Genomic DNA, 19,781 nt, shown 5'->3' with positions numbered 1-19,781 from the left:
GCGTACGTGCCCGGCTGGGTAGTCTCACTGTGACTACTCGGCGGAGGGGGCCCGGCTCATGCGCATCCACGCGCCGATCGGCCAGATGCTCACCGACGGCGAGCGGGTCCGCTGCCATCTGTGCGGGCGGTGGTTCCTCTCCGTGGCCAGCCATCTCCGGGTGCACGGCTGGAGCAAGGCCGACTACATCGCCGAGTTCGGCCTGGAGCTGGGCAACCCGCTCAGCGGCCCGGCCACCCGCGAACGCCGCGCCGCGGCACTGCTCGCCCGCAGGGTCGAACCCGCGATCCGGCACGCACAGCAGCGGGCCCTCGCCCGGTCCCGCAGCGGCGCCCTCACCCTGGCCGCGGCGCAGGCCGCCCGGGGCCGCCGGCACCCGGCCGAACGTCGCGCGAAGACCCTCGCCACGCTCGCCGGCATCGACCCGCAGGCCCGCGCGGAGGGCACCCGGCGGCGGGCCCGGCAGCACCGCGAGCGGCTCACCCGCGAGGTCGCGGCCCGGTTCGGGTTCACCACCTTCGAGGCGTACCTCGCCGACCGACTCGACGCCGGCATGAGCATGGCCGCGATCAGCCGTGAGGCCGGCCTGCACAAGGACTGGGTCTCCCGGCACGCGGCTCCGGCCCTTCCCCCGGCGCGGAGCGTTGCCGACCGGCTCGCACCCGTCGCGCGGCGGCTCGGGTTCGCGGACACCGGGGCGTACCTGACAGCCACCCACGTCGAGCAGCACCGCAGCGTCGCGTCGATCGCCGCCGAGGCGGGCGTGACCAGGTCGACGGTTCTGACCGCGCTGCGCCGGCACGGCATCGACGCCGTCCCGCACGCGACGAAGCGGCACCTCGCGGACGCCCGCGGGCAGGCGGTGGCGGATTCCCTTGGGTTCCCGTCGCTGCGGGCGTACATCACCGACCGCCGGGCCGCCGGGCTGCCGTGGACCACCCTCGCCGCGGAGACCGGCCTCCCCGCGACAACATTACGCCGACACCTCGCCGTAACAGAGTCTACATATTGACGGTTATCGATATTACCTCAGTCTTGGGACGGTTTACTCAACGGGGTTGACGGAAGCCATTCACATCAACCAGCATCGCAGGCGATCACTTCCCCGATCACTGAAAGGACGAGGTCCTTGACTGAGACCCCGCTCTGGTTGCAAGGCCGCACAGCCGTCGTCGAGGCCGCCGACCCGCAGGAATTCCGCGACGGCACCCCCGACTACCACCTGTCGCACACAGTGATGCCCGAGCAGCGGACCCACCATTTCGCCCCGGACTCCCTCGAAGCCATCGTCGAGCGGATCGTGCAGGTCTTCGAGATGGAGGTGTCGCACAAGAAGGACCCCGCGACCTGGGTCTCGATGGTCACCGAGCACTTCCGGACCAACGTCAACGGCGGCCCGTGGGCGACCGCGCAGGACATCGCCGACATCGGCAGCTATAACATCCTGATCGGTGACAGCGCGTTCTACAAAACCGGCCAGGAATCGTTCGAGTCGTCCCACCACATTTTCCACCAGGCATTTCCGACGGGCTTCTACTGGGAGGTTCTGGAGGTCCTGAGCCCCCCGCCGGTCGTGACGTTCAAGTGGCGCCACTGGGGCGCTTTCACCGGCGAATACCACGGTTTCCAGCCCAACGGCGAGACCATCGAAATGTTCGGCATCAGCGTCGCGAAGGTGAACGACGACCTGAAGCTGCTCGAGGTCGAGCACTACTACGACCCCAACAACTTCCTCGGCAAGCTGACCGGCGGCTGCCCGGTCGCGCACTGACGCTTCCCCCCCCACACCCCGCGCCCCGCGGCGGCCGGACGCGCCGATGCGTGCCCGGCCTGCCGCGCGCGGGGCGGCGTCTCCGCGCGGTGGCGGGTCCGCCTGCGGGCGGGGATAAAATGGAGAGTGAGCCAACTCTTCGAGCGCTACATCCACGCAGGCGCGATGACCCGCAACGCGGACGCCCTGGCCGACCTGTTCACCGACGACGGGGTCTACGAGGCTCCGCTCGCCCCACACGGCGGCACCTTCCCCCACCACCTCGAGGGCCGCGACGCGATCCGGGCCGGCATGGCCGCCTGGTATGCCCTCCCCGCCGAGAGTCCGGGCACCGTCGACTTCGGACGGTCGCGGTACGTCCTGCACACCACCGCCGACCCCGACGTCTTCATCGCCGAGATCGACGCCGCCTTCACGGACGCGGACACCATGTCACTGGTCCAGATCTTCCGCGTCCGCGACGGCAGGATCGCCCACCTCCGCGACTACTTCACGCCGTAACGGCGGGGCGGTCAGCGCAACAGGGCGGCGAACTCCTCACGGCCGAATGCGGTGCCGGCGATGCCCCAGCCGCCCTCGGCCGCCTCGGTGAGCAGGACCCAGGTGCGGGCGGGCTGGGACGGGTCGGCGCTGACCTCCGCGACGATGCGGGTCGCCTCGGCGACCAGGGAGCGCTGGCCCTCCCTGGTCAGCGCGCCGGGCGGGGTCAGCACCTGGATGCGGACCGTGCGGGCCTCGTCGGTGCCGGCGGTGTGCACCGTCTCGGCGGGCATGCGGTGGATGTACGCGCCGGTGTTGTCCAGGTGGGCGGGGCCCGGCTCGGCGACCCCCTCGGCCTGCAGCAGAGCAGCGGTCAGCTGGGCGGCGAGCGTGCGGTCGCTGCCGGCGGGGAAGAGGTCGGCGGGGGCGTAGACGTCGATCATGGGCATGGCGAGGCTCCGTCCTGGACTATGCTGGTCGTCATAGAACGTAGATTATGCCGACCGTCATAGTCAAGGAGGGTGCGATGGCGGGTGACGTCCGCGGGCGGATGGTGGAGGGGGCGGCACTGCTGCTGGCGAAGCAGGGGTTGCAGGCGACCTCGTTCTCGGAGGTGCTGAAGGCGACCGGGGCGCCCCGTGGGTCGATCTACCACCACTTCCCGGAGGGCAAGGACCAGCTGGTCGGGTCGGCCCTGGAACTGGTGGCAGGGCGGATGCTCGACGGGCTGGCCCAGTTGGAGGGGCGCGGGGTCGTGGAGGTCACCGAGCACGTCCTGCACCTGTGGCGGACCGTGCTGGAGCGGTCGCGGTTCAGCGCCGGGTGCGCGGTGCTCGCGGTGACGGTCGCGGCGGAGCCCGGGGAGTTGCTCACGCACGCCGCGGAAATCTTCCGGGCCTGGCGGTCCCGGCTGGCCGGGCTGTTCGCCGCCGGCGGGCTGGCCGCGGAGCCGGCGGCCCGGTTCGCGGCGACGGTGATCGCGTCCACGGAGGGTGCGGTCGTGATGAGCCGGGCCGAGCAGAGCATGGAGCCGTTCGACCTGGTCGCGGCCGATCTGCTGGACCAGGCCCACCGACTGTCCAAGTAGGACCGAAGGGCCGAAGGGCAGGAAACACAAGCGAGGGGGAGCCCCGCAGGACTCCCCCTCGCCGCAGCGGATCCGCCGGACTACTCGGCGGTGAACGTCACCCGGCGACGACGGCGCAGGGTCGCGACCAGGGCCACCCCACCGACGACCAGCGCGGCACCGGTGCCGACCAGCGGCAACGTGGTGCTGGAGCCGGTGAGGGGCAGGTTCGGCGTCGGCGACGGGCTGACCGACTTCGACGCGGACGGCGACGTCGACGCCGACTTCGACGGAGACGGCGAGGGAGACGCCGAGGGGGACGGAGACGGCGACGTCGAGGGCTTCGGGCACGGGCCGTTCAGCGCGATGCGGTCACTCGCACCCGTGGCCCTGTAGTTGTCTCCTGAACAGCAGGTTTCCCACAACGACTCCCGCCTCACGAAACTTGACGTCCGACAACATACGGCCGGGTGAGGGAACGCGAAACCCGTTGCAGGGCTGAGATTTTGGGACTGATCCTGATTTGGTCGATTCATCCCGGAAAATGTTGAAGATCGACTTCCTTCGCGGTGACGGTAGGCGATCGGGCCGGTGGAAATGTGCTACCACGCCTACCCTGGCGAGGCATGAGACAGGGATTCGCGCTGCTCGCGGTCGCACTGCTCGCGGCCTGCACGTCCGAGCCGAAGCCGGCACCGCCGGTCGCCTCACCGGTGACCGCACTGATCGGAGACCACACACTGACCGTCACCTTGGGTGACAAGGAGCGCACGTTTCTGCTGCACGTGCCGGCCTCGTACGATCCGGCCCGGACCGTGCCGGTGGTCGTCGCGCTGCACTACCGGCCCGGCAGTGGCACCGCGATGCGCGAACTGACGGGGCTGGACGCCAAGGCCGACGCGGAGGGGTTCCTGGTGGCGTACCCGGAAGGGGTCGGCGGGCAGTTCAACGCGTTCGGCTGCTGCGGCGCCCAGGACGACGTCGGGTTCGTCAAGGCCGTCGCCGGCCGGCTCGTCGAGAACTGGCACGCCGACGCCGGCCGGATCTTCCTCGCCGGCGTCTCCAACGGCGGCGACCTGAGCTTCCGGACCGCGGTCGAGGCGCCCGGCGTGTTCGCCGCGATCGGCGTGGTCAGCGGCGGCTTCGCCGGCGGGCGGACCGAGGCCGCGGACTACAAGCCGACCTCCCCGGTGTCGGTGGTGACCCTCATCGGCGCCGACGACCCGCAGGCCACGACCTTCCGCACCGGCTTGGACACCTGGCGGGGCCGGCTCGCCTGTTCCACACCCGGAGCACCGACTTCCAAACCCGCAGCACCGTCGGCGTCGCCGGCCCTGGATCCGGGCGTACACCTGACCACCAGCCACTGCCTGGACGGCAGCGACGTGGACGCATACGTCATCGACGGCGGCGCCCACGCGTGGTTCGGCGCGACGGCCGGCGAGCTCAAGGACACCGCCGCGAAGATCAAGGCCACCGACGTGCTCTGGGCGTTCTTCGCGGCACACCCGCGGCAGCGCTAACCTTCGCTGATCGACCAGACCGCGCGAGGACGAGGACGTCGCCGTGAAGACCATGCTCGACTTCCTGTCAGGGCTGGCGGCGTCGCGGCTGGCCGAGCTCGCCGCCGCCCACCGACCCGACGGGCCGGCACCGCATGGGCCGAAGGCGCTCGCCGAGCTGCTGCTCGACCCGGGCACGGTGACCGGGACGATCGCCGCGCTGAGCCTGCCGGAGCTGCAGGTCGCCGAGGCCCTGTCGCTGCGCGCGGCCGGGACCCGGCGGGCCGACCTGGCGCACCTGCTCGGCGTGGAAGTCGGCGACGCCGACCTGGGCCTGGTGCTCGGCCGGCTGGAGTGGCACGCCCTGGCCTGGCCCGACGGCGAGTGGATCCGCACGGCGCCGATCCACGAGGTGATCGTCGGCGGCTACGGGTTCGGCCCGTCGGCCCGGCTCGAGCTCGCCCAGCTGAGCCTCGACCGGCTGCAGCGCATCGCATACAACCTGGACGCGCCGGTCGGGCGGGACCGCGCGGCGCTGCTCGACGGGGCCTGCGCCGCGCTCGCCGACGCGGCGACGGTCCGGGCGAAGTTCGCCGCCGCGCCCGAGGCCACCAAGGACCTGCTCCTCGCGCTCGCCGGGGGCGACCCGTTCTACTTCGACCCGCGGCAGATGGGCGCCCTGCGCACCAACCGGCCGACGGCGCTGCGCTGGGCCGTGGACCACGGCATGGTCATGTGGAACCCGATCGGCATGGCCGCCGTGCTCCCCAGCGAGGTGGGCGTGGTGTTGCGGCAGGCCCAGGAAGACGGGTTCCGCGCCGACTTCGACCCGGCGCCGCCGCTGCAGGTGCCGGTCGAGGTCAGCACCGAGATGGTGCAGCGGGACGGCGCCGCCGCGATCCGTGCCGCGCTCGCCCACGTCACCGCGGTGCTGGAGGCGTGCGGCCGGGCGCCGGTGCCGATGCTGAAGGACGGCGGGGTCGGCACCCGTGAGCTGCGCCGGCTCGCCAAGGCCGTCGGCGGCGACGACCTCGAGATGCGGCTGTGGCTCACCATCGCGGGCGTCACCGGCCTGATCGGCATCACGGACAACCGGATCGCGCCGTCGGCGTACTACGACGACTGGCTGAAGCTCGACCCGCCCGCGCAGTACGGCGAGCTGCTCACCGCCTGGCTGATGATGGACGCCGCCCCGCTGGACACCGGCGCCCCCGCGCTGCTGCGGACCCAGCGCGACGAGGCCGTGAGCGTGCTCCGGCGCAGCCTGGTGTCGCTGCTCAACGGCCTGCCCGACGGCTATGCGCTGCCGTCGCTGGACGGGATCAACGAGCTGCAGATGTACCTGCGGCCGCTGCTCACCGGCGCCGACCCCGAGGAGGCGTACCCGACGACCTACCTGCTGTGGCGGGAGCTGGAGCTGATGGGTCTCGGCGCCCTGCACGCGCCGACGAGCCTGTGCCGGGCCCTCGCCACGGAGGCCGGGCTGGACGGCACACCCCAGCGCCCGGTGCTGCTCGCCGAGCTGGAGCGGCTGATCCCGGCCGCGCAGCACACGGTGCTGCTGCAGAGTGACCTGACCGCCGTCGCGACCGGCGCCCCGGCGGCGGCGCTCGCCGAGTTCCTCGACCTGGCCGCCGACCGGGAGTCCCGCGGCGGCGGCCACACGTGGCGCTTCTCCGAGGCGTCGGTGCGCCGGGCGTTCGACACCGGCGCCGCCGCCGACGAGCTCCTCGCGGCGCTGCGCGAGGCGGCCACCGGCGGTCGCGTCCCGCAGCCCCTGCAGTACCTGGTCACCGACCTGGCCCGGCGGCACGGCGCGGTGCGGGTCCGGCCGGTCGGCTGTGTGCTGCGCAGCGAGGACACGACGCTCCTCGCCGAGCTGACGAGGGTGAAGAGCCTGGGCAAACTCGGCCTCACCGAGCTCGCCCCGACGGTCTACGCCAGCGCGCTGCCCCCCGAGCAGACCCTGGCCGCGCTGCGGGCCGCCGGCTACGCCCCGGCCGGCGAGCACGCCGACGGCACGATCGCCTTCGATCAGATCCGGAAGCACCGGGTGGCGGGACATCAGGACAGTTTCTGACCGCATCTCGCCGTAGCGTCATGGGCGTGATCCTCACCAGGCGCCAGCTCAACCGCACCTACCTGCAGCGCCAGCTGCTGACCACCCCCGACGCCGCGCCCGACCCGCGCCCGGTCGAGGAGGTCGTCGCGCACCTCGTCGCCGTGCAGGCCCAGGAGGTCGACGCGCCCTACGTGGGGTTGTGGACCAGGACCCGGCAGCCGGAGCACGAGCACCTCACCGCGGCGCTCACCGACGGCCGGGTGGTGCGCGGCGGGCTGCTGCGCCGCACCCAGCACCTCACCGCCGGCGCGGACTACCGCTGGCTGAAGCCCCTGCTGCGGCAGCGGCTGGGCACCGGCGGGATGTCCCCGTTCGCCGCCGAGTTCGCCGGGCTCGACCCGGCCGACATCGGCGCGGCCGGCCGGGACATCCTGCGCGGGCAGACCATGACCCGCCCGAAGCTGGCCAAGCAGCTCGCCGAGCGGTTCCCGGGCCGCAAGGGCATCGCCCTGGCCTGGGTCGTGCAGCTCCAGGAGAACCTGATCCACCCGCCGCCGTCCGGGGTGTGGCGCCGCCGCGGGCACGTGACCTGCGCGCTCGCCGAGGACTGGCTGGGCGGCCCGCTCGAGGAGCACCCGTCGGTGTGGACGCTGCTGTCGCGGTACCTCGCCTCGTGCGGCCCGGCGAGCGTCGCGGACCTGCAGAACTGGTCGGGGATGAAACGGCTCCGCGACGAGGTCGAGCGGGAGCGGCACCGGCTGCGGGTCTACCGTGACGAGCGCGGGCAGGAGCTGTTCGACCTGCCGGACCTGCCGGTCGGCACCGGTGAGGAGACGGCGCCGGTGCGCTTCCTGCCGGAGTTCGACAACCTGGTGCTCAGCCACGAGGACCGGACCCGGATCATCAGCGACGAGGACCGGGCGCGGGTGTGCCCGGGCTACTCGATGGTGCACCCGACGTTCCTGGTGGACGGGTTCGTCGCGGGGCTGTGGTCGGTCACCGCCACGGCGCTGACCGTGACGCCCTTCCGCCGGTTGTCCGACGTCGATGCGGCGGCGGTGCTGGACGAGGCCGGCCGACTGCGGGCGTTCCTTCAGGTCGACGTGGCCGTCCGGCTGGACCGGAGCTGACCGGCCAGCCTGCCGGCCAGCACTGCGGCGCCGAGGGCCGGGTCGTGGGCCGTGCCGATCTCCCCGCCACGTGCGCGGAGCGCCTGGAGCACCCCGGCCCGCACCGGCGTGTCGCCGGACAGCAACCCTCCCGCCAGCACCACCGCAGCATCGGGAGCGTCGAGGGCGTCGAGCGTCGCGATCAGCCGCTCGACGGCCTCGCCGACGATTGCGGTCGCGGCCGGATCCCTGGCGGTGGCGAACTCGCAGACGACCGGGGCGAGCGCGGCGAACGACCCGAACGGCAGCCGCTGGGCCCAGTGGACCAGGTCGTCGGCGGAGGCGGCGCCGGCGTGCAGCGCCACCCGGACGGCAAGCGCTGACGAGGACCAGTGCCGGGCGGCGTGCCGGACCGCCTGGAGGCCGAGCCACAGGCCGGAGCCCTCGTCGCCGAGCAGCCAGCCGAGGCCGTCCACCACGCGCTCGATCCGCGGCCCATCGATCAACGCCGCGACCGCGCCGGTCCCCGCGATGAGCACCCGCCCCGACGTGGCGGTGGTGCCCGCGGCGAACGCGGTCACCACGTCGGCGACGACCGTGACCGGGCAGGTCAGCCCGATGTCCGTCCACTGGCCGGTGAACGCGGCGGCGACGCCGGGGTCCGCGACGATGCTGACCCCGGCGACTCCCACCACGCCCGCGACGACCCCGCCCGGGTCGTGCGGGCCGAGTGCCTCGCGGACCGCCTTGCCGATCGCCACCGCGGCCGCCGACCCGACAGCGGACGGGTTGCCGGGACCGGCCGTCCCGCGCCCCAGGACCGTCCCGTCCGGCGTGACGACGACCGCTTTGGAGGCCGTCCCGCCGGCATCGACCCCGAGGATGAGCACCATGGCGATGATGGAAACATAGAAAATGCTTATTGACTAGAAGTTGAAGTGGTCGTAATTTTCATCGCCAAGACGCAACGATGAAAAGGATGACCGGAGTGACGGGTGAGAGCGGCGGGCTGCTGGGGCGGCTGCGCATCGAGGGGCCGACCATGCCGGAGGCCCTTGCGAAGATCGCGGAGATGATCCTCAGCGATCCTGAGACGGCTGCGCACGCGAGCATCGTCGACCTCGCCGAGCGGTCCGGCACGTCCACGGCGACCGTGACCCGGTTCAGCCGGACGCTCGGCTTCAAAGGCTACGCCAACCTGCGGGTCGCCATCGCGACCGAGACCGGGCGCGCCGAACAGGCCCGCTGGGAGACCGACATCAGCGGCGACATCGCGCCCGACGACCCCCTGGACGGGGTGCTCGACGTGATCACCGCCGCCGACACCAGGGCGATCCAGGCGACCGCGTCCGGGCTCGACGTCGCGGCGGTCGAGCGGGTCGCGGCCGCGATCGCGACCGCCGGCCGCGTCGAGATCTTCGGGCTGGGCAGCAGCGGCACCGCCGGCCGGGAGATGGCGTTCCGGCTCGAGCGCATCCGCGTCCCGGTCTGGTACCGCTCGGACACCCACACCGCACTGACCAACGCGGCGCTGCTCGGCCCCGGCGACGTCGCGATCGGCCTGTCGCACTCCGGCCGGACCCGCGAGGCGATCGAGACCCTCGCCGAGGCCGCCGACCACGGCGCGCTGACGGTGGCGGTGACCTCCTTCGGGCGCTCGCCGCTGGCCGAGGTCGCCGACGTGGTGTTCACGACGTCGGTCCACGAGACCACCTTCCGCGTCGCGGCCCTCTCCGCACTGCACTCGCAACTGCTGGTCCTGGACCTCATCTACGTGGCGGTCGCGCAGCGCACCTATGAGCGGACCGCCGAGGCCCTCGAGCTCACGGTGCGCGCCGTCGACGCGCACCGGGTGCCCGACACGACCAACAACCGCAAGAGACCACGGAGGGAAAAGCCGCTGTGACCAGCATCAGAAGTGGGGACTACGTCGAGGTGATCCGCGCCGCGATCGAGCGCGTGAGCAGCACCCAGGTGGAGCAGGTGGCGCGGGCCGCCGACCTGATGACCGCCACGCTGCAGGCCGGCGGGGTGATCCAGGCGTTCGGCTGCGGGCACTCCGAGGCCCTCGCGATGGAGATCGCCGGCCGGGCCGGCGGCCTGGTGCCGACCAACAAGATCGCGCTGCGCGACATCGTCCTCTACGGCGGCGACGCCGCCGGCGTCCTCGGCGACCCGCAGCTGGAGCGCACGCCGAGCGTCGCGCACCGGCTCTACGATCTCGCCCCCGTCAAGCCCGACGACACGTTCGTCATCGCCTCCAACTCCGGTGTGAACGGCGCCGTGGTGGAGATGGCGCAGCTCGTCAAGCAGCGCGGGCACGCCCTCATCGCGATCACGTCGCTGGAGCACTCGGCGCGCGTCGACTCGCGGCACGAGAGCGGCATGAAGCTCAGCGACTTCGCCGACGTGGTCCTCGACAACGGGGCACCCTACGGCGACGCGTCGCTGCCCCTGCCGGGAGGTGGCGCCGTCGGCGCCGTCTCCTCGGTCACCGCGGCCCTGCTGGCCCAGCAGATCGTCACCGAAGTGGTGGCGCGCCTGTTGGCACTCGGCGTCACGCCGCCGATCTACCTGTCCGACAACGTTCCAGGCGGGCGGGAGCACAACGCAGCACTCGAAGCGCGGTACGCCGGGCGCATCCGGCGTACCGCTTAGGAGAGAAGGCCCAGTCATGAACCCATCACCCTTCGCTCAACCGTACCCGACGAGACGGACCGTCCTTCGCGCGGCGGTCGCGGCAGGCGCGACGCTGCCGCTGCTCAGCGCCTGTGTGACCAGCGGTGACGACGACAAGCCGGCGAGCGCGGCCGGCGACAAGAGCGCCACGAACCCGCTGGGCGTCAAGGAGGACGCGGCCCTGGAGGTCGTCATCTTCAAGGGCGGCTACGGCGACGACTACGCGAAGAAGGCCGAAGGCCTCTACACGCAGAAGTATCCGAAGGCGACGATCGATCACAAGGGCATCCAGAAGGTCGGCGAGGCGCTGCAGCCGCGGTTCGTCGCCAACACCCCGCCGGACGTCGTGGACAACACCGGCGCCGGGCGGCTCGACCTGGCCGCCCTGGTCGGCGCGAAGCAGCTGTCGAACCTCAACGATCTGCTGGACGCACCGTCGTTCGACGACCCGGCGGTCAAGTTCAAGGACACGCTGCTGCCCGGCGTGGTCGAGGACGGCACGTTCGACGGCGCCCCGCTGGTGCTCAACTTCACCTACACCGCGTGGGGCATCTGGTACTCCAAGCCGCTGTTCGCGAGCAAGGGCTGGACGTACCCGAAGACGTGGGACGAGATGATCGCCCTCTGCGCCACGATCAAGGCGGCGGGCATCGCCCCATGGACGTATCAGGGCAAATACCCTGAGTACATGAACGACCCGCTGCTGAGCATGGCGGCGAAGACCGGCGGCACGGACCTCATCAAGGCCGTGGACAACCTGCAGCCCAACGCCTGGAAGGCCGACGGGCTCAAGGCCGCCGCCGAGGCGTTCGCGGAGCTGGCCGCGAAGGGCTACATCATGGCCGGCTCGGAGGCGCTGTCGCACACCGAGGCGCAGGCCGCGTGGTGCCAGGGCAAGGCCGCGTTCATCCCCTCCGGTTCCTGGCTGGAGGCCGAGCAGAAGGACGTCGCGCCGAAGGGCTTCGACATGGTCATGGGCGCCGTGCCGGCCCGCACCAGCTCCGACAAGTTCGGCGCCGCCGCGATCCAGGCGGCGAGCAGCGAGTCGTTCATCGTGCCCTCGAAGGCGAAGAACGTCGCCGGTGGCCTGGAGTACCTGCGGATCCTGTTCTCGAAGCAGTCGGCGCGCAGCTTCGCCGAGACCGCCGGGACGCTGCCCGCGATCGCCGGCGCGACCGACGGGCTGACGCTCAGCAGCGGCCTCGGCTCGACCCGCGACGCGGTCAACGCCGCCGGCAAGGAAGCCTTCACCTACCGCTTCCGCACCTGGTACGCGCCCCTGGCGAAGGCCGTGGACGACGCCACCGGCGAGCTGATCAACAAGCGCGCGACGCCCGCGGAGTGGGCCGACCGGATCCAGAAGGCCGCTGACGCGCTCGCGAAGGACAGCTCCGTCAAGAAGTACACCCGCTGATGAAACACGGTCGGCTCCGGTTCCTCATCGGTGCGCTGCTGCCCGCGCTCGTGCTGCACGTCGTCTTCGTGCTGTCACCGTACGGGCAGGCGTTCTACCTGTCGCTCACCGACTGGACCGGCGTGGCCGGCGAGGCGCACTTCGTCGGGGCGGGCAACTACGCCCGCCTCGGCGGCGACTCCCTGTTTCTCGACGCCGTGCGCAACAACGCGGTGATGCTGATCTGCGTGCCGCTGGTGACCATCGCGCTGGGCCTGTTCCTGGCCAGCATGCTGCACCTCGGCGGCGGCAGCGGCCGGAAGGGGATCCGCGGGTCGGGTGCCTACCAGATCGTCTACTTCTTCCCTCAGTTGCTGTCGCTGGTGATCGTCGCGGTGCTGTGGCAGTTCGTCTACAACCCGACCAACGGCCTGCTCAACGGGGCGTTGCGGGCGGTCGGCCTGGACGGCCTCGCCCGCAGCTGGCTGGCCGAGCCGAAGCTGGCCCTGCCAGCCATCATGGCGGTGCTGGTCTGGTCGTCGGTCGGCTTCTACATGGTGCTGTTCAGCGCGGCGATCGACGGGATCCCGAAGGAGCTCTTCGAGGCGGCGCTGCTCGACGGCGCCGGCCGCTGGGCCACGTTCCGCAGGGTGACCCTGCCGCTGGTCCGCGACACGGTGCAGGTCTCCTTCGTCTATCTGGGCATCACGGCGCTCGACGGGTTCGCGGTCGTGCAGATCATGACCGTCGGACCCGGCGGACCCGACGGCGCGACCGAGGTCATCGGACTCTCGCTCTACCGGGCCGCCTTCACCTACGGCAAGTTCGGCTACGCCTCCGCGATGGGCGTGACGCTGTTTTTCGCCACCCTGACCCTCGCGGTGCTGGCACTGCGTTCGGGTCGCAAAGAGCGGCTGGAGCTGTCATGAAAAGGGTCCCCATCCACCTGGCGATGCTGGCCTGGGGAGTCGTCACCGCGCTGCCGTTGCTGTGGGCGATCGTCAGCTCCTTCAAGACCGACAGCGACATCCTCAACGACCCGTGGTCGCTGCCCACGGAACCGCAGTGGGGCAACTGGAGCCGCGCCTGGAGCCAGGCGAACATCGGCCGGTACTTCTTCAACAGCCTCATCGTCGTCGGCGGCGGCCTGCTGCTCACGATGCTGCTCGGCTCGATGGTCGCCTACGCCCTGGCCCGGTACGAGTTCCGCGGCAACCGGCTCATCTACTACGTGTTCGTAGCGGCGATGTTCTTCCCGGTGTTCCTGGCCCTCGTGCCGCTGTTCTTCGTCGTGGAGCAGCTCGGCCTGCTCGGCACCTACCAGGGGTTGATCCTGGTCTACGCGGCCTACGCGGTGCCCTTCACCATCTTCTTCCTGCACGCGTTCTTCAAAACGCTCCCCTCGGAGGTGGCGGAGGCGGCATTCCTGGACGGCTGCTCGCACGGCACGGTGTTCTTCCGCGTCATGCTGCCCATGGCCCGTCCCGGTCTCGTCGCCGTCGGCATCTTCAACTTCCTCGGGCTCTGGAACCAGTACCTGCTCCCCCTGGTTCTCAACCCCGACCCAGATCGGTATGTCCTGGCGCAGGGTTTGGCCGCCCTGTCGGTCAGTCAGGGGTATCGCAGCGACTGGAGCGGTCTGTTCGCCGGTCTCACCATCGCAATGCTGCCGGTGCTCATCGCTTACGTCGCGTTCCAACGGCACATCCGAGCCGGTATGACCGCCGGCGCGGTCAAGTAAGGTCCATCAACTCCTTTCCCCTCAAGGAGGACTGTGCCCATGTCCATCGGTAAACGTCGATCTTTGGCGGCTGCGGCCGGAGCCGCGCTGCTCGTCGGGGTCGGCGCCGTCGCCGTGACCGCGGCCACCGTCGGCACCGCCAGCGCCGCGGCGAACAACTGCGGATACCTGTTCGACGACTTCAACTACAGCTCGTCCTCCGACCCCAACCTGACCGGCCACGGCTGGGTGCCACGCACGTACGCCGGCGGTCCCGGCGTGCCCGGCGCCACCTGGTCGGCCAACAGCATCACCTTCCCGACCAACGGCGGTCAGAAGGTGCTGCAGCTGCAGGCGTCGACGGACGGCACCGGCGGCGGCACCAACCAGGCCGAGCTGTACTCGGCGCAGAAGCGGTACTTCGAGGGCACCTACGCAAGCCGGGTCCGCTTCACCGACACGCCCGTCAGCGGCAACGACGGCGACCACATCAACGAGACGTTCTTCACCATCAGCCCGCTCAACGGTGACCTCGACCCCACCTACAGCGAGCTGGACATCTCGGAGTACCTGCCGAACGGCGGCTGGGGCGAGACCGGGCCGATCAACTACCAGACGACCTGGTACACGTACCGCGGCGACCCGTGGTTCGCCGACAACGTGCACTCGGAGCAGCGCTCCAGCCTCGACGGCTGGCACGACCTGGTCGCCACCGTGGCGAACGGGCACGTCATCTACTACATCGACGGCGTGCAGGTCGGCGACCACTCCGGCAAGTTCTACCCGCGCCAGACGATGACGATCAACTGGAACCTCTGGTTCATCGACACCGCGACGCACACCGGCGGCCTGTCGACCTACATCCAGCAGGTCGACTGGGTCCTGTTCGCCAAGAACCAGGCCCTGACCCCGGCGCAGGTGACCGCGCAGGCGGGCGCCTACCGCTCGGCGGGCAACAGCTTCACCGACACGGTCGACTCGGCGGGCCCCTGCGTGACGCCGAGCGGATCGACGTCGCCGCAGCCGTCTTCGTCGCCCTCGAAGTCGCCGTCCGCGTCGCCGTCGCCGTCCACCTCCACCCCGCCGGCCACCAGCTGCACGGCCGCACCGGAGTGGTCGATCAGCGCGGTGTACACCACCGGCCAGACGGTGAAGCACGAGAAGAGCAAGTACGGCGACCCCAACGGCCCCGCCTCGGGCCAGGGCAAGCACCTGTGGCGCGCCAAGTGGTGGACACAGGGCTCCGAACCCGGCTGGACCGCCAACTGGGAGGACCTCGGCCACTGCTGACCGAGGGGTGGGGCCGCCTGATCAGGGCGGCCCCACCGCTATGCCACCGCCAGGAACCTGGCCACGTTCGTGTCGTTGACCCCGTCGCCGGCCTTCCACCAGCGGATCGGGTACGCCAGGTCGGTGTTGCGCTGCGCGCGGTCGTCGTGCTCGACGAAGCCGTCCGCGAAGCCGCGGTGCGCGTCGGTCTGCAGGATCCCGCAGTATCCGAGGATCTCGAGCAGCACGTCGCGCTCGTGCTTGTTGCCCGGCACCATCCGCAGGGCCGGGCCCGCCTTGGCGGCGGTCGTCGCCGGCGGCAGCGCCCGCAACGCCGCCAGCACCGACCGGCACAGCGCGACATCCCGCTCCCCCGGCACCGGCTGCGGGGTGCTCAGGAACTCGGTGAGGTCGAACGCGACGTATCGCGGGTCCTCGTGCCGGACCCCGCCCCAGGTGCGCCGCTCGTGGTCCAGCTCGGTCACGCTGATCGGGGTGTCGCGCTCGTACAGGCCGCACACCCGGCAGCCGGCCATGCCCTGCCGGAACGGGTGCTCGGGCAGGTGCCGGCCCACCGCGTAGGAGCCCAGCGCCGAGCGCAGGTCCAGCCGCCGGGTCGCCAGGCTGACCACGAACGCCGCGCCGACCGCGGCCGGGTCGACCCGCGCCACCGCCGCCCGCGCCGCGGCGACCCCCTCGTCATGGGTCACCGGCCAACCCTAGCGGTGACGTCCATGCGACAGTGCCGGGACCGAACTGTGGTGCCTGCCTGGTCGTGTTCCCGGACATGGCCCGTTTCCTGTTCGCGTCCATGCCTTCCGCCGGACACACGAACCCGCTCAAGCCCATCGCCCGTGCGCTCGTCCAGGCCGGGCACGCCGTCGACTGGTACGCCGGACTGCGCATGCGGGAGGGGGTCCTCGCGACCGGCGCCGCGTTCGTGCCGATGCACCCCGAGCTCGACCAGCACGGCGACACGTTCAGCGACGACCACCCCGGCCGCGCCGGGAAGACCGGGCTGGCCGGCATCAAGTGGGACCTCAAGCACCTGTTCCTTGACCCGGTCCCGCGGCAGGTCGCCGAGCTGCACGCGCTCGTCGCCGGGCAGCGGTACGACGCGATCGTCGCCGACATGGGGTTCGTCGGCGCCTCCGCCTTCCACGAGCTGACCGGCGCGCCCTGGGTCTCGGTCGGGATCAGCCCGCTGCCGATCCCGAGCCGCGACACCGCGCCCTTCGGCACCGCCCTGCCGCCGTCCGCCTCGTTCGCCGGCCGGCTGCGCAACCGGGCCCTCTACGCCGCGATGGACCGCGTCCTGCTCCGTGACGTGCAGCAGCACTGGGCGGCCATCCGGGCCCGGCTCGAGCTGCCGCCGACGTCCGCGTCGCCGTTGTCCAACATCTCGCCGATGCTGCACCTGCAGAACGGGGTCGCCGCCTTCGAGTACCCGCGCTCGGACCTGCCGCCGCAGGTGCGGTTCGTGGGCTCGCTGGACGCCGGGCCGGCCGCGGACTTCGTCCCGCCGCCGTGGTGGTCCGACGTCACCTCCGGTGGCCGTCCGGTCGTGCACGTCACGCAGGGCACGGTCGCCAACGCCGACCTGTCTGCCCTGGTCACCCGCACGATCCGGGTCCTGGCGGGCGCCGATGTGCTGGTCGTGGCGACCACCGGCGGCGCCGACCCGGCGGTGCTGGGCCCGCTGCCGGCCAACGCCCGCGCCGCCGCGTTCATCCCGCACGGCGCGCTGCTGCCGTACACGAGCGCGATGGTCACCAACGGTGGTTACGGCGGCGTGCAGACCGCGCTCGCGCACGGCGTGCCGCTCGTCGTCGCCGGCGTCACCGAGGACAAGCCGGAGGTCGCGGCCCGGGTCGCGTGGACCGGCGCCGGCATCCGCCTGCGCAGCGCCGCCCCCGGAGACGAGGACCTGCGCGCGGCGATCGACCGGGTGCTGACCGAGCCGTCGTTCACGGCCGGCGCGGCCCGCCTCCGCGACGCCTACGCCGCCATCGACACCCCGGCGACCCTCCTCGCCCTGGTGGGCGCGGTGGCCGGCAACGCGGCCGGCATCAGGTGACCAGCAGGCGCTGCTCCCAGGGTTCGAGGTCGTGCTTGTAGCGCCGCCCCGCGACGTACGTGTCGTGCGCGGTCGGCACCGACAACTGCGTGAAGCGCCACAGTCCCCGCGTGATCGTGAGCCGGGCGTTGTACTGGAGGATCGCGGCGACCAGGTCGGCCACGTCGTCGCGGCGCACGCCCTCGAAGGTGTACTCCGCGCACAGCACCATCGCGTCCGGCGCGGTCGGCGACGCGATGACGATCAGGGAGGGATCGTCGTCGTCCAGGCCTACGACGGTGAAGGTGGTCGCCCCGTCTTCGAGCAGCCGGGTGGAGATCGTGGCGGCCGGCACCCGCGCCGCGATCTCCGCCTCCGGGAACACCGTCACCCGCCGAGCACCCACTGGCCGACGCCGTCGTGGTAGGCCGGTTCCTGCAGGCTCGCCACGTCGCCCAGCATGGCCTCCAGCGTCCCTTCGAGGTCGTCGAACGCGTCCTCGTCGACGCGCATGAAGACGGCCATCTCGCCGGCGCCGAAGCTCTCGAAGTGCCACAGCTCCCCGCCGCCGGCGGGCGGTGGGTCGCCGGCGGCGACGATCACCGGCGGGTCGATGCGCCGGCGGATCGCGCCCAGCAGCGCGGACAGCAGGGCGGCCCGGTCGATGCCGCGGAGGACCGCGCGCAGGACGGCGGCCCGGGCGCCCGCCGCGTCGGTCACTCCTGCGTCGACGGTCTCGACCCGCGCGGCGGGGGTCAGGGCGATCGTCACGGTGCCGTAGTCGGACCACTCGGTGAGCCACCGCTGCACCACCGGGACCGCGTCAGCCAACAGCCGGTCGGGACCCGGCAGTGCCAGGTGCACGGTCAGGTCATCCACGCGGGCACCTCGGCGTCCGTGACCGGGGTTGCCGCCAACCGGGCCGCGACCGCACGGTGCCAGGGCCGGTCCTCGTCGGCCTCGTCGCCGGCGACCAGCAGCAGCCGGCCCGGCGGCAGCGCGGCCGTGAGCCGGTCGACGGCCGCCTCCAGGGCGTCGTCCTCGGTGCAGTCGAGTTGCTGTTCGCGGCGCAGGCGGGTGCCTGGCGTGCGCAGCGGGCACGGCCCGAGGCCGAACTCGGCGCCGATCGCGTCGAGGCCGAGCAGCGTCGCGCCCATCAGGCGGAACCCGAGCAGCCCGGAACCGGCGTCCACGGCCCAGGTGCCCGGGAACCAGACGGCCGGCACCCGCACCTCGGCGACGAGCCGCCTGCGGTGGCCGCCGAGCTTGGCGGCGCCACCGGCCGAGGCCACCGGCGCGGCGGTCGCCACCATGCGCAGCTCCACCGTGCGGGTCGCCCCGAACCGCTGCCGCAGCCATTTCCCGCCGTCGAACGCCCGGTCCACCCGGTCCTGGACGTGGCCGACGACCAGGCTGTCCGCCCCGGTGGTCTCGATGTCCAGCCAGTAGGTCACAGCGCGGCGGCCCGGTCCAGCAGCATGGTCCGCTCGCGCTCGTTGCGGGTCATCGCCGCGGCCCGTTCGAACTCCGCGCGGGCCTCGTCGCGGCGGCCGAGCTTCACCAGGAAGTCGGCGCGGACCGTCGGCAGCAGGTGGTAGTTGCGCAGCGACGCGTCGGTGAGCAGCGGGTCGAGCACGGCCAGGCCGGCGGCGGGCCCGTCGGCCATCGAGACGGCGACCGCCCGGTTGAGCTCGACGACCGGGGACGGCGGCAGCTCGGCGTACAGGGCGGCGATGCGGTGCCAGTCGGTGTCCGCGGCGGTCGCCGCGCGGGCGTGGCAGGCGGCGATCGCGGCCTGCAGCGTGTACGTGCCGCCGCCGAGCTCCTCGGCCCGGTCCAGGGCGGCCAGCCCGCGGCGGATGAGGAGCCGGTCCCACCGGCTCCGGTCCTGTTCCAGCAGGACGATCGGCTCGCCGGCCGGGCCGGTGCGCGCCGCCGAGCGGGACGCCTGGATCTCCATGAGCGCGATGAGGCCGTGCACCTCCGCCTCGGCCGGCGTGAGGCCGGCGAGGACCCGGCCGAGGCGCATCGCCTCTTCGCAGAGGGCGGGCCGCATCCAGTCGTCGCCGGCGGTGGCCGAGTATCCCTCGTTGAAGATCAGGTAGATGACCTCGAGCACGGAGGCGAGGCGCTCGGCACGGGCCGCGGCGTCCGGCAGCTCGAACGGCACCTTCGCGTCGGCCAGGGTCTTCTTCGCGCGGCTGATGCGCTGGCCGACGGTCGCGCCCGGCACCAGGAACGCCCGGGCGATCTCGTCGGTGGACAGCCCGCCGAGCACCCGCAGGGTCAGCGCCACCCGGGACTCGGAGGTGAGCACCGGGTGGCAGGCCGTGAAGATGAGCCGGAGCAGGTCGTCCTCGATGGTGTCCTCGCCGATGGCGTCGAACTCCCCGTCGACGGTGTCCGGTTGCAGCAGGTCGGGCATCCGCGCCTCGAACCGCTCCCGGCGCCTGATCTGGTCGATCGCGCGTCGCTTCGCGGTCGTCATCAGCCAGGCGCCGGGGTTGCGCGGCACGCCCTCGGCCGGCCACTGCTCGAGCGCGGCCAGGAGGGCGTCCTGGGCCAGCTCCTCGGCGAGGCCGACGTCACCGACCATCCGCGCCACCCCGGCGATGACCCTGGCCGCCTCGATCCGCCAGACCGCCTCGATCGCAGTGTGGGTGTCCGTAGTCAC

The 19,781-nt window shown here is 72.1% G+C and carries 22 protein-coding genes; 15 read left to right on the top strand and 7 right to left on the bottom strand.

The window, feature by feature from the left end; all coding sequences use genetic code 11:
• The first annotated feature begins 58 nt into the window (after window positions 1–58).
• From ACFPIJ_RS05090 to ACFPIJ_RS05080, 3 genes are all read left to right on the top strand, one after another.
• Entirely contained in the window at window positions 59–1,012 is a 954-nt protein-coding gene (locus ACFPIJ_RS05090; RefSeq protein WP_380113426.1) for a hypothetical protein, read from the top strand.
• A gap of 117 nt (window positions 1,013–1,129) precedes the next feature.
• Complete coding sequence (locus tag ACFPIJ_RS05085) at window positions 1,130–1,771, top strand: nuclear transport factor 2 family protein (protein WP_203853525.1); 642 nt, start codon at window positions 1,130–1,132, stop codon at window positions 1,769–1,771.
• A 126-nt stretch (window positions 1,772–1,897) separates the two neighbouring features.
• A complete protein-coding gene (locus tag ACFPIJ_RS05080; protein WP_380113425.1) occupies window positions 1,898–2,272 on the top strand; it encodes a nuclear transport factor 2 family protein in 375 nt (124 codons plus the stop codon).
• A gap of 11 nt (window positions 2,273–2,283) precedes the next feature.
• Here the strand turns inward: ACFPIJ_RS05080 and ACFPIJ_RS05075 are convergent, their stop codons facing one another.
• Complete coding sequence (locus ACFPIJ_RS05075; RefSeq protein WP_380113424.1) at window positions 2,284–2,700, bottom strand: tautomerase family protein; 417 nt, start codon at window positions 2,698–2,700, stop codon at window positions 2,284–2,286.
• 77 nt (window positions 2,701–2,777) lie between these two features.
• Between ACFPIJ_RS05075 and ACFPIJ_RS05070 the strand changes: the two genes are divergently transcribed.
• The 5 genes from ACFPIJ_RS05070 to ACFPIJ_RS05050 all read left to right on the top strand — a co-directional run bounded on the left by ACFPIJ_RS05070 (window position 2,778) and on the right by ACFPIJ_RS05050 (window position 8,011).
• Complete coding sequence (locus ACFPIJ_RS05070) at window positions 2,778–3,338, top strand: TetR/AcrR family transcriptional regulator (RefSeq protein ID WP_380113423.1); 561 nt, start codon at window positions 2,778–2,780, stop codon at window positions 3,336–3,338.
• Window positions 3,339–3,428: 90 nt separating this feature from the next.
• Window positions 3,429–3,713 (top strand): hypothetical protein, encoded by a 285-nt coding sequence (locus ACFPIJ_RS05065; protein ID WP_380113422.1) that lies wholly within the window; start codon window positions 3,429–3,431, stop codon window positions 3,711–3,713.
• Between the two features lie 230 nt (window positions 3,714–3,943).
• Window positions 3,944–4,840 carry a CE1 family esterase gene (locus tag ACFPIJ_RS05060; protein ID WP_380113421.1) on the top strand — a complete coding sequence of 299 codons (897 nt, stop codon included), beginning with the start codon at window positions 3,944–3,946 and terminating at the stop codon, window positions 4,838–4,840.
• 52 nt (window positions 4,841–4,892) lie between these two features.
• On the top strand, window positions 4,893–6,899 hold the full coding sequence (locus ACFPIJ_RS05055; RefSeq protein ID WP_380113447.1) for a helicase-associated domain-containing protein: 2,007 nt from the start codon (window positions 4,893–4,895) through the stop codon (window positions 6,897–6,899).
• Window positions 6,900–6,925: 26 nt separating this feature from the next.
• A complete protein-coding gene (locus tag ACFPIJ_RS05050; RefSeq protein WP_380113420.1) occupies window positions 6,926–8,011 on the top strand; it encodes a winged helix DNA-binding domain-containing protein in 1,086 nt (361 codons plus the stop codon).
• Here ACFPIJ_RS05050 and ACFPIJ_RS05045 read toward each other — a convergent pair.
• Window positions 7,975–8,883 (bottom strand): N-acetylglucosamine kinase, encoded by a 909-nt coding sequence (locus tag ACFPIJ_RS05045; RefSeq protein WP_380113418.1) that lies wholly within the window; start codon window positions 8,881–8,883, stop codon window positions 7,975–7,977. The two genes, ACFPIJ_RS05050 and ACFPIJ_RS05045, sit on opposite strands and share 37 nt — an antisense overlap.
• 86 nt (window positions 8,884–8,969) lie before the next feature.
• Here ACFPIJ_RS05045 and ACFPIJ_RS05040 point away from each other — a divergent pair, with 86 nt between their 5' ends.
• From ACFPIJ_RS05040 to ACFPIJ_RS05015, 6 genes are read left to right on the top strand one after another with little or no spacing between them, the layout of a single operon-like run.
• Window positions 8,970–9,896 carry a MurR/RpiR family transcriptional regulator gene (locus ACFPIJ_RS05040; protein ID WP_373318949.1) on the top strand — a complete coding sequence of 309 codons (927 nt, stop codon included), beginning with the start codon at window positions 8,970–8,972 and terminating at the stop codon, window positions 9,894–9,896.
• 29 nt (window positions 9,897–9,925) lie between these two features.
• Window positions 9,926–10,648: a sugar isomerase domain-containing protein gene (locus ACFPIJ_RS05035; RefSeq protein ID WP_380113446.1), complete on the top strand. Its 723-nt coding sequence runs from the start codon at window positions 9,926–9,928 to the stop codon at window positions 10,646–10,648.
• A 16-nt stretch (window positions 10,649–10,664) separates the two neighbouring features.
• Window positions 10,665–12,083 carry an N-acetylglucosamine/diacetylchitobiose ABC transporter substrate-binding protein gene (gene ngcE / locus ACFPIJ_RS05030; RefSeq protein ID WP_380113417.1) on the top strand — a complete coding sequence of 473 codons (1,419 nt, stop codon included), beginning with the start codon at window positions 10,665–10,667 and terminating at the stop codon, window positions 12,081–12,083.
• Window positions 12,083–12,991, top strand: coding sequence for a carbohydrate ABC transporter permease (locus ACFPIJ_RS05025; protein WP_380113416.1), 909 nt, complete (start codon window positions 12,083–12,085; stop codon window positions 12,989–12,991). The genes ngcE and ACFPIJ_RS05025 overlap by 1 nt, the downstream gene beginning before the upstream one ends.
• Complete coding sequence (locus tag ACFPIJ_RS05020) at window positions 12,988–13,803, top strand: carbohydrate ABC transporter permease (RefSeq protein WP_380113415.1); 816 nt, start codon at window positions 12,988–12,990, stop codon at window positions 13,801–13,803. The genes ACFPIJ_RS05025 and ACFPIJ_RS05020 overlap by 4 nt, the downstream gene beginning before the upstream one ends.
• 39 nt (window positions 13,804–13,842) lie before the next feature.
• Complete coding sequence (locus ACFPIJ_RS05015) at window positions 13,843–15,072, top strand: glycosyl hydrolase (RefSeq protein ID WP_380113414.1); 1,230 nt, start codon at window positions 13,843–13,845, stop codon at window positions 15,070–15,072.
• A 38-nt stretch (window positions 15,073–15,110) separates the two neighbouring features.
• On the opposite strand, the gene ACFPIJ_RS05010 is transcribed toward ACFPIJ_RS05015, so the two are convergent.
• Window positions 15,111–15,761 (bottom strand): hypothetical protein, encoded by a 651-nt coding sequence (locus ACFPIJ_RS05010; protein ID WP_380113413.1) that lies wholly within the window; start codon window positions 15,759–15,761, stop codon window positions 15,111–15,113.
• 77 nt (window positions 15,762–15,838) lie between these two features.
• Here ACFPIJ_RS05010 and ACFPIJ_RS05005 point away from each other — a divergent pair, with 77 nt between their 5' ends.
• Window positions 15,839–17,128, top strand: a complete 1,290-nt coding sequence (locus tag ACFPIJ_RS05005; protein ID WP_380113412.1) for a glycosyltransferase — start codon at window positions 15,839–15,841, stop codon at window positions 17,126–17,128.
• Here ACFPIJ_RS05005 and ACFPIJ_RS05000 read toward each other — a convergent pair.
• Genes ACFPIJ_RS05000 through ACFPIJ_RS04985 form a run of 4 tightly spaced genes read right to left on the bottom strand, consistent with a single transcriptional unit; the run spans window position 17,121 to window position 19,781 of the window.
• Complete coding sequence (locus ACFPIJ_RS05000; RefSeq protein ID WP_380113411.1) at window positions 17,121–17,498, bottom strand: hypothetical protein; 378 nt, start codon at window positions 17,496–17,498, stop codon at window positions 17,121–17,123. The two genes, ACFPIJ_RS05005 and ACFPIJ_RS05000, sit on opposite strands and share 8 nt — an antisense overlap.
• Window positions 17,495–17,986 (bottom strand): hypothetical protein, encoded by a 492-nt coding sequence (locus ACFPIJ_RS04995; protein ID WP_380113410.1) that lies wholly within the window; start codon window positions 17,984–17,986, stop codon window positions 17,495–17,497. Before ACFPIJ_RS04995 ends, ACFPIJ_RS05000 begins: the two co-directional genes overlap by 4 nt.
• Window positions 17,974–18,561, bottom strand: a complete 588-nt coding sequence (locus ACFPIJ_RS04990; protein ID WP_380113409.1) for a hypothetical protein — start codon at window positions 18,559–18,561, stop codon at window positions 17,974–17,976. Before ACFPIJ_RS04990 ends, ACFPIJ_RS04995 begins: the two co-directional genes overlap by 13 nt.
• Window positions 18,558–19,781, bottom strand: a complete 1,224-nt coding sequence (locus ACFPIJ_RS04985; RefSeq protein ID WP_380113408.1) for an RNA polymerase sigma factor — start codon at window positions 19,779–19,781, stop codon at window positions 18,558–18,560. Before ACFPIJ_RS04985 ends, ACFPIJ_RS04990 begins: the two co-directional genes overlap by 4 nt.

Source organism: Dactylosporangium cerinum (genome assembly GCF_042653625.1).
GTDB lineage: Bacteria > Actinomycetota > Actinomycetes > Mycobacteriales > Micromonosporaceae > Dactylosporangium > Dactylosporangium cerinum.
This window is presented reverse-complemented; position numbering and strand designations above follow the sequence as displayed.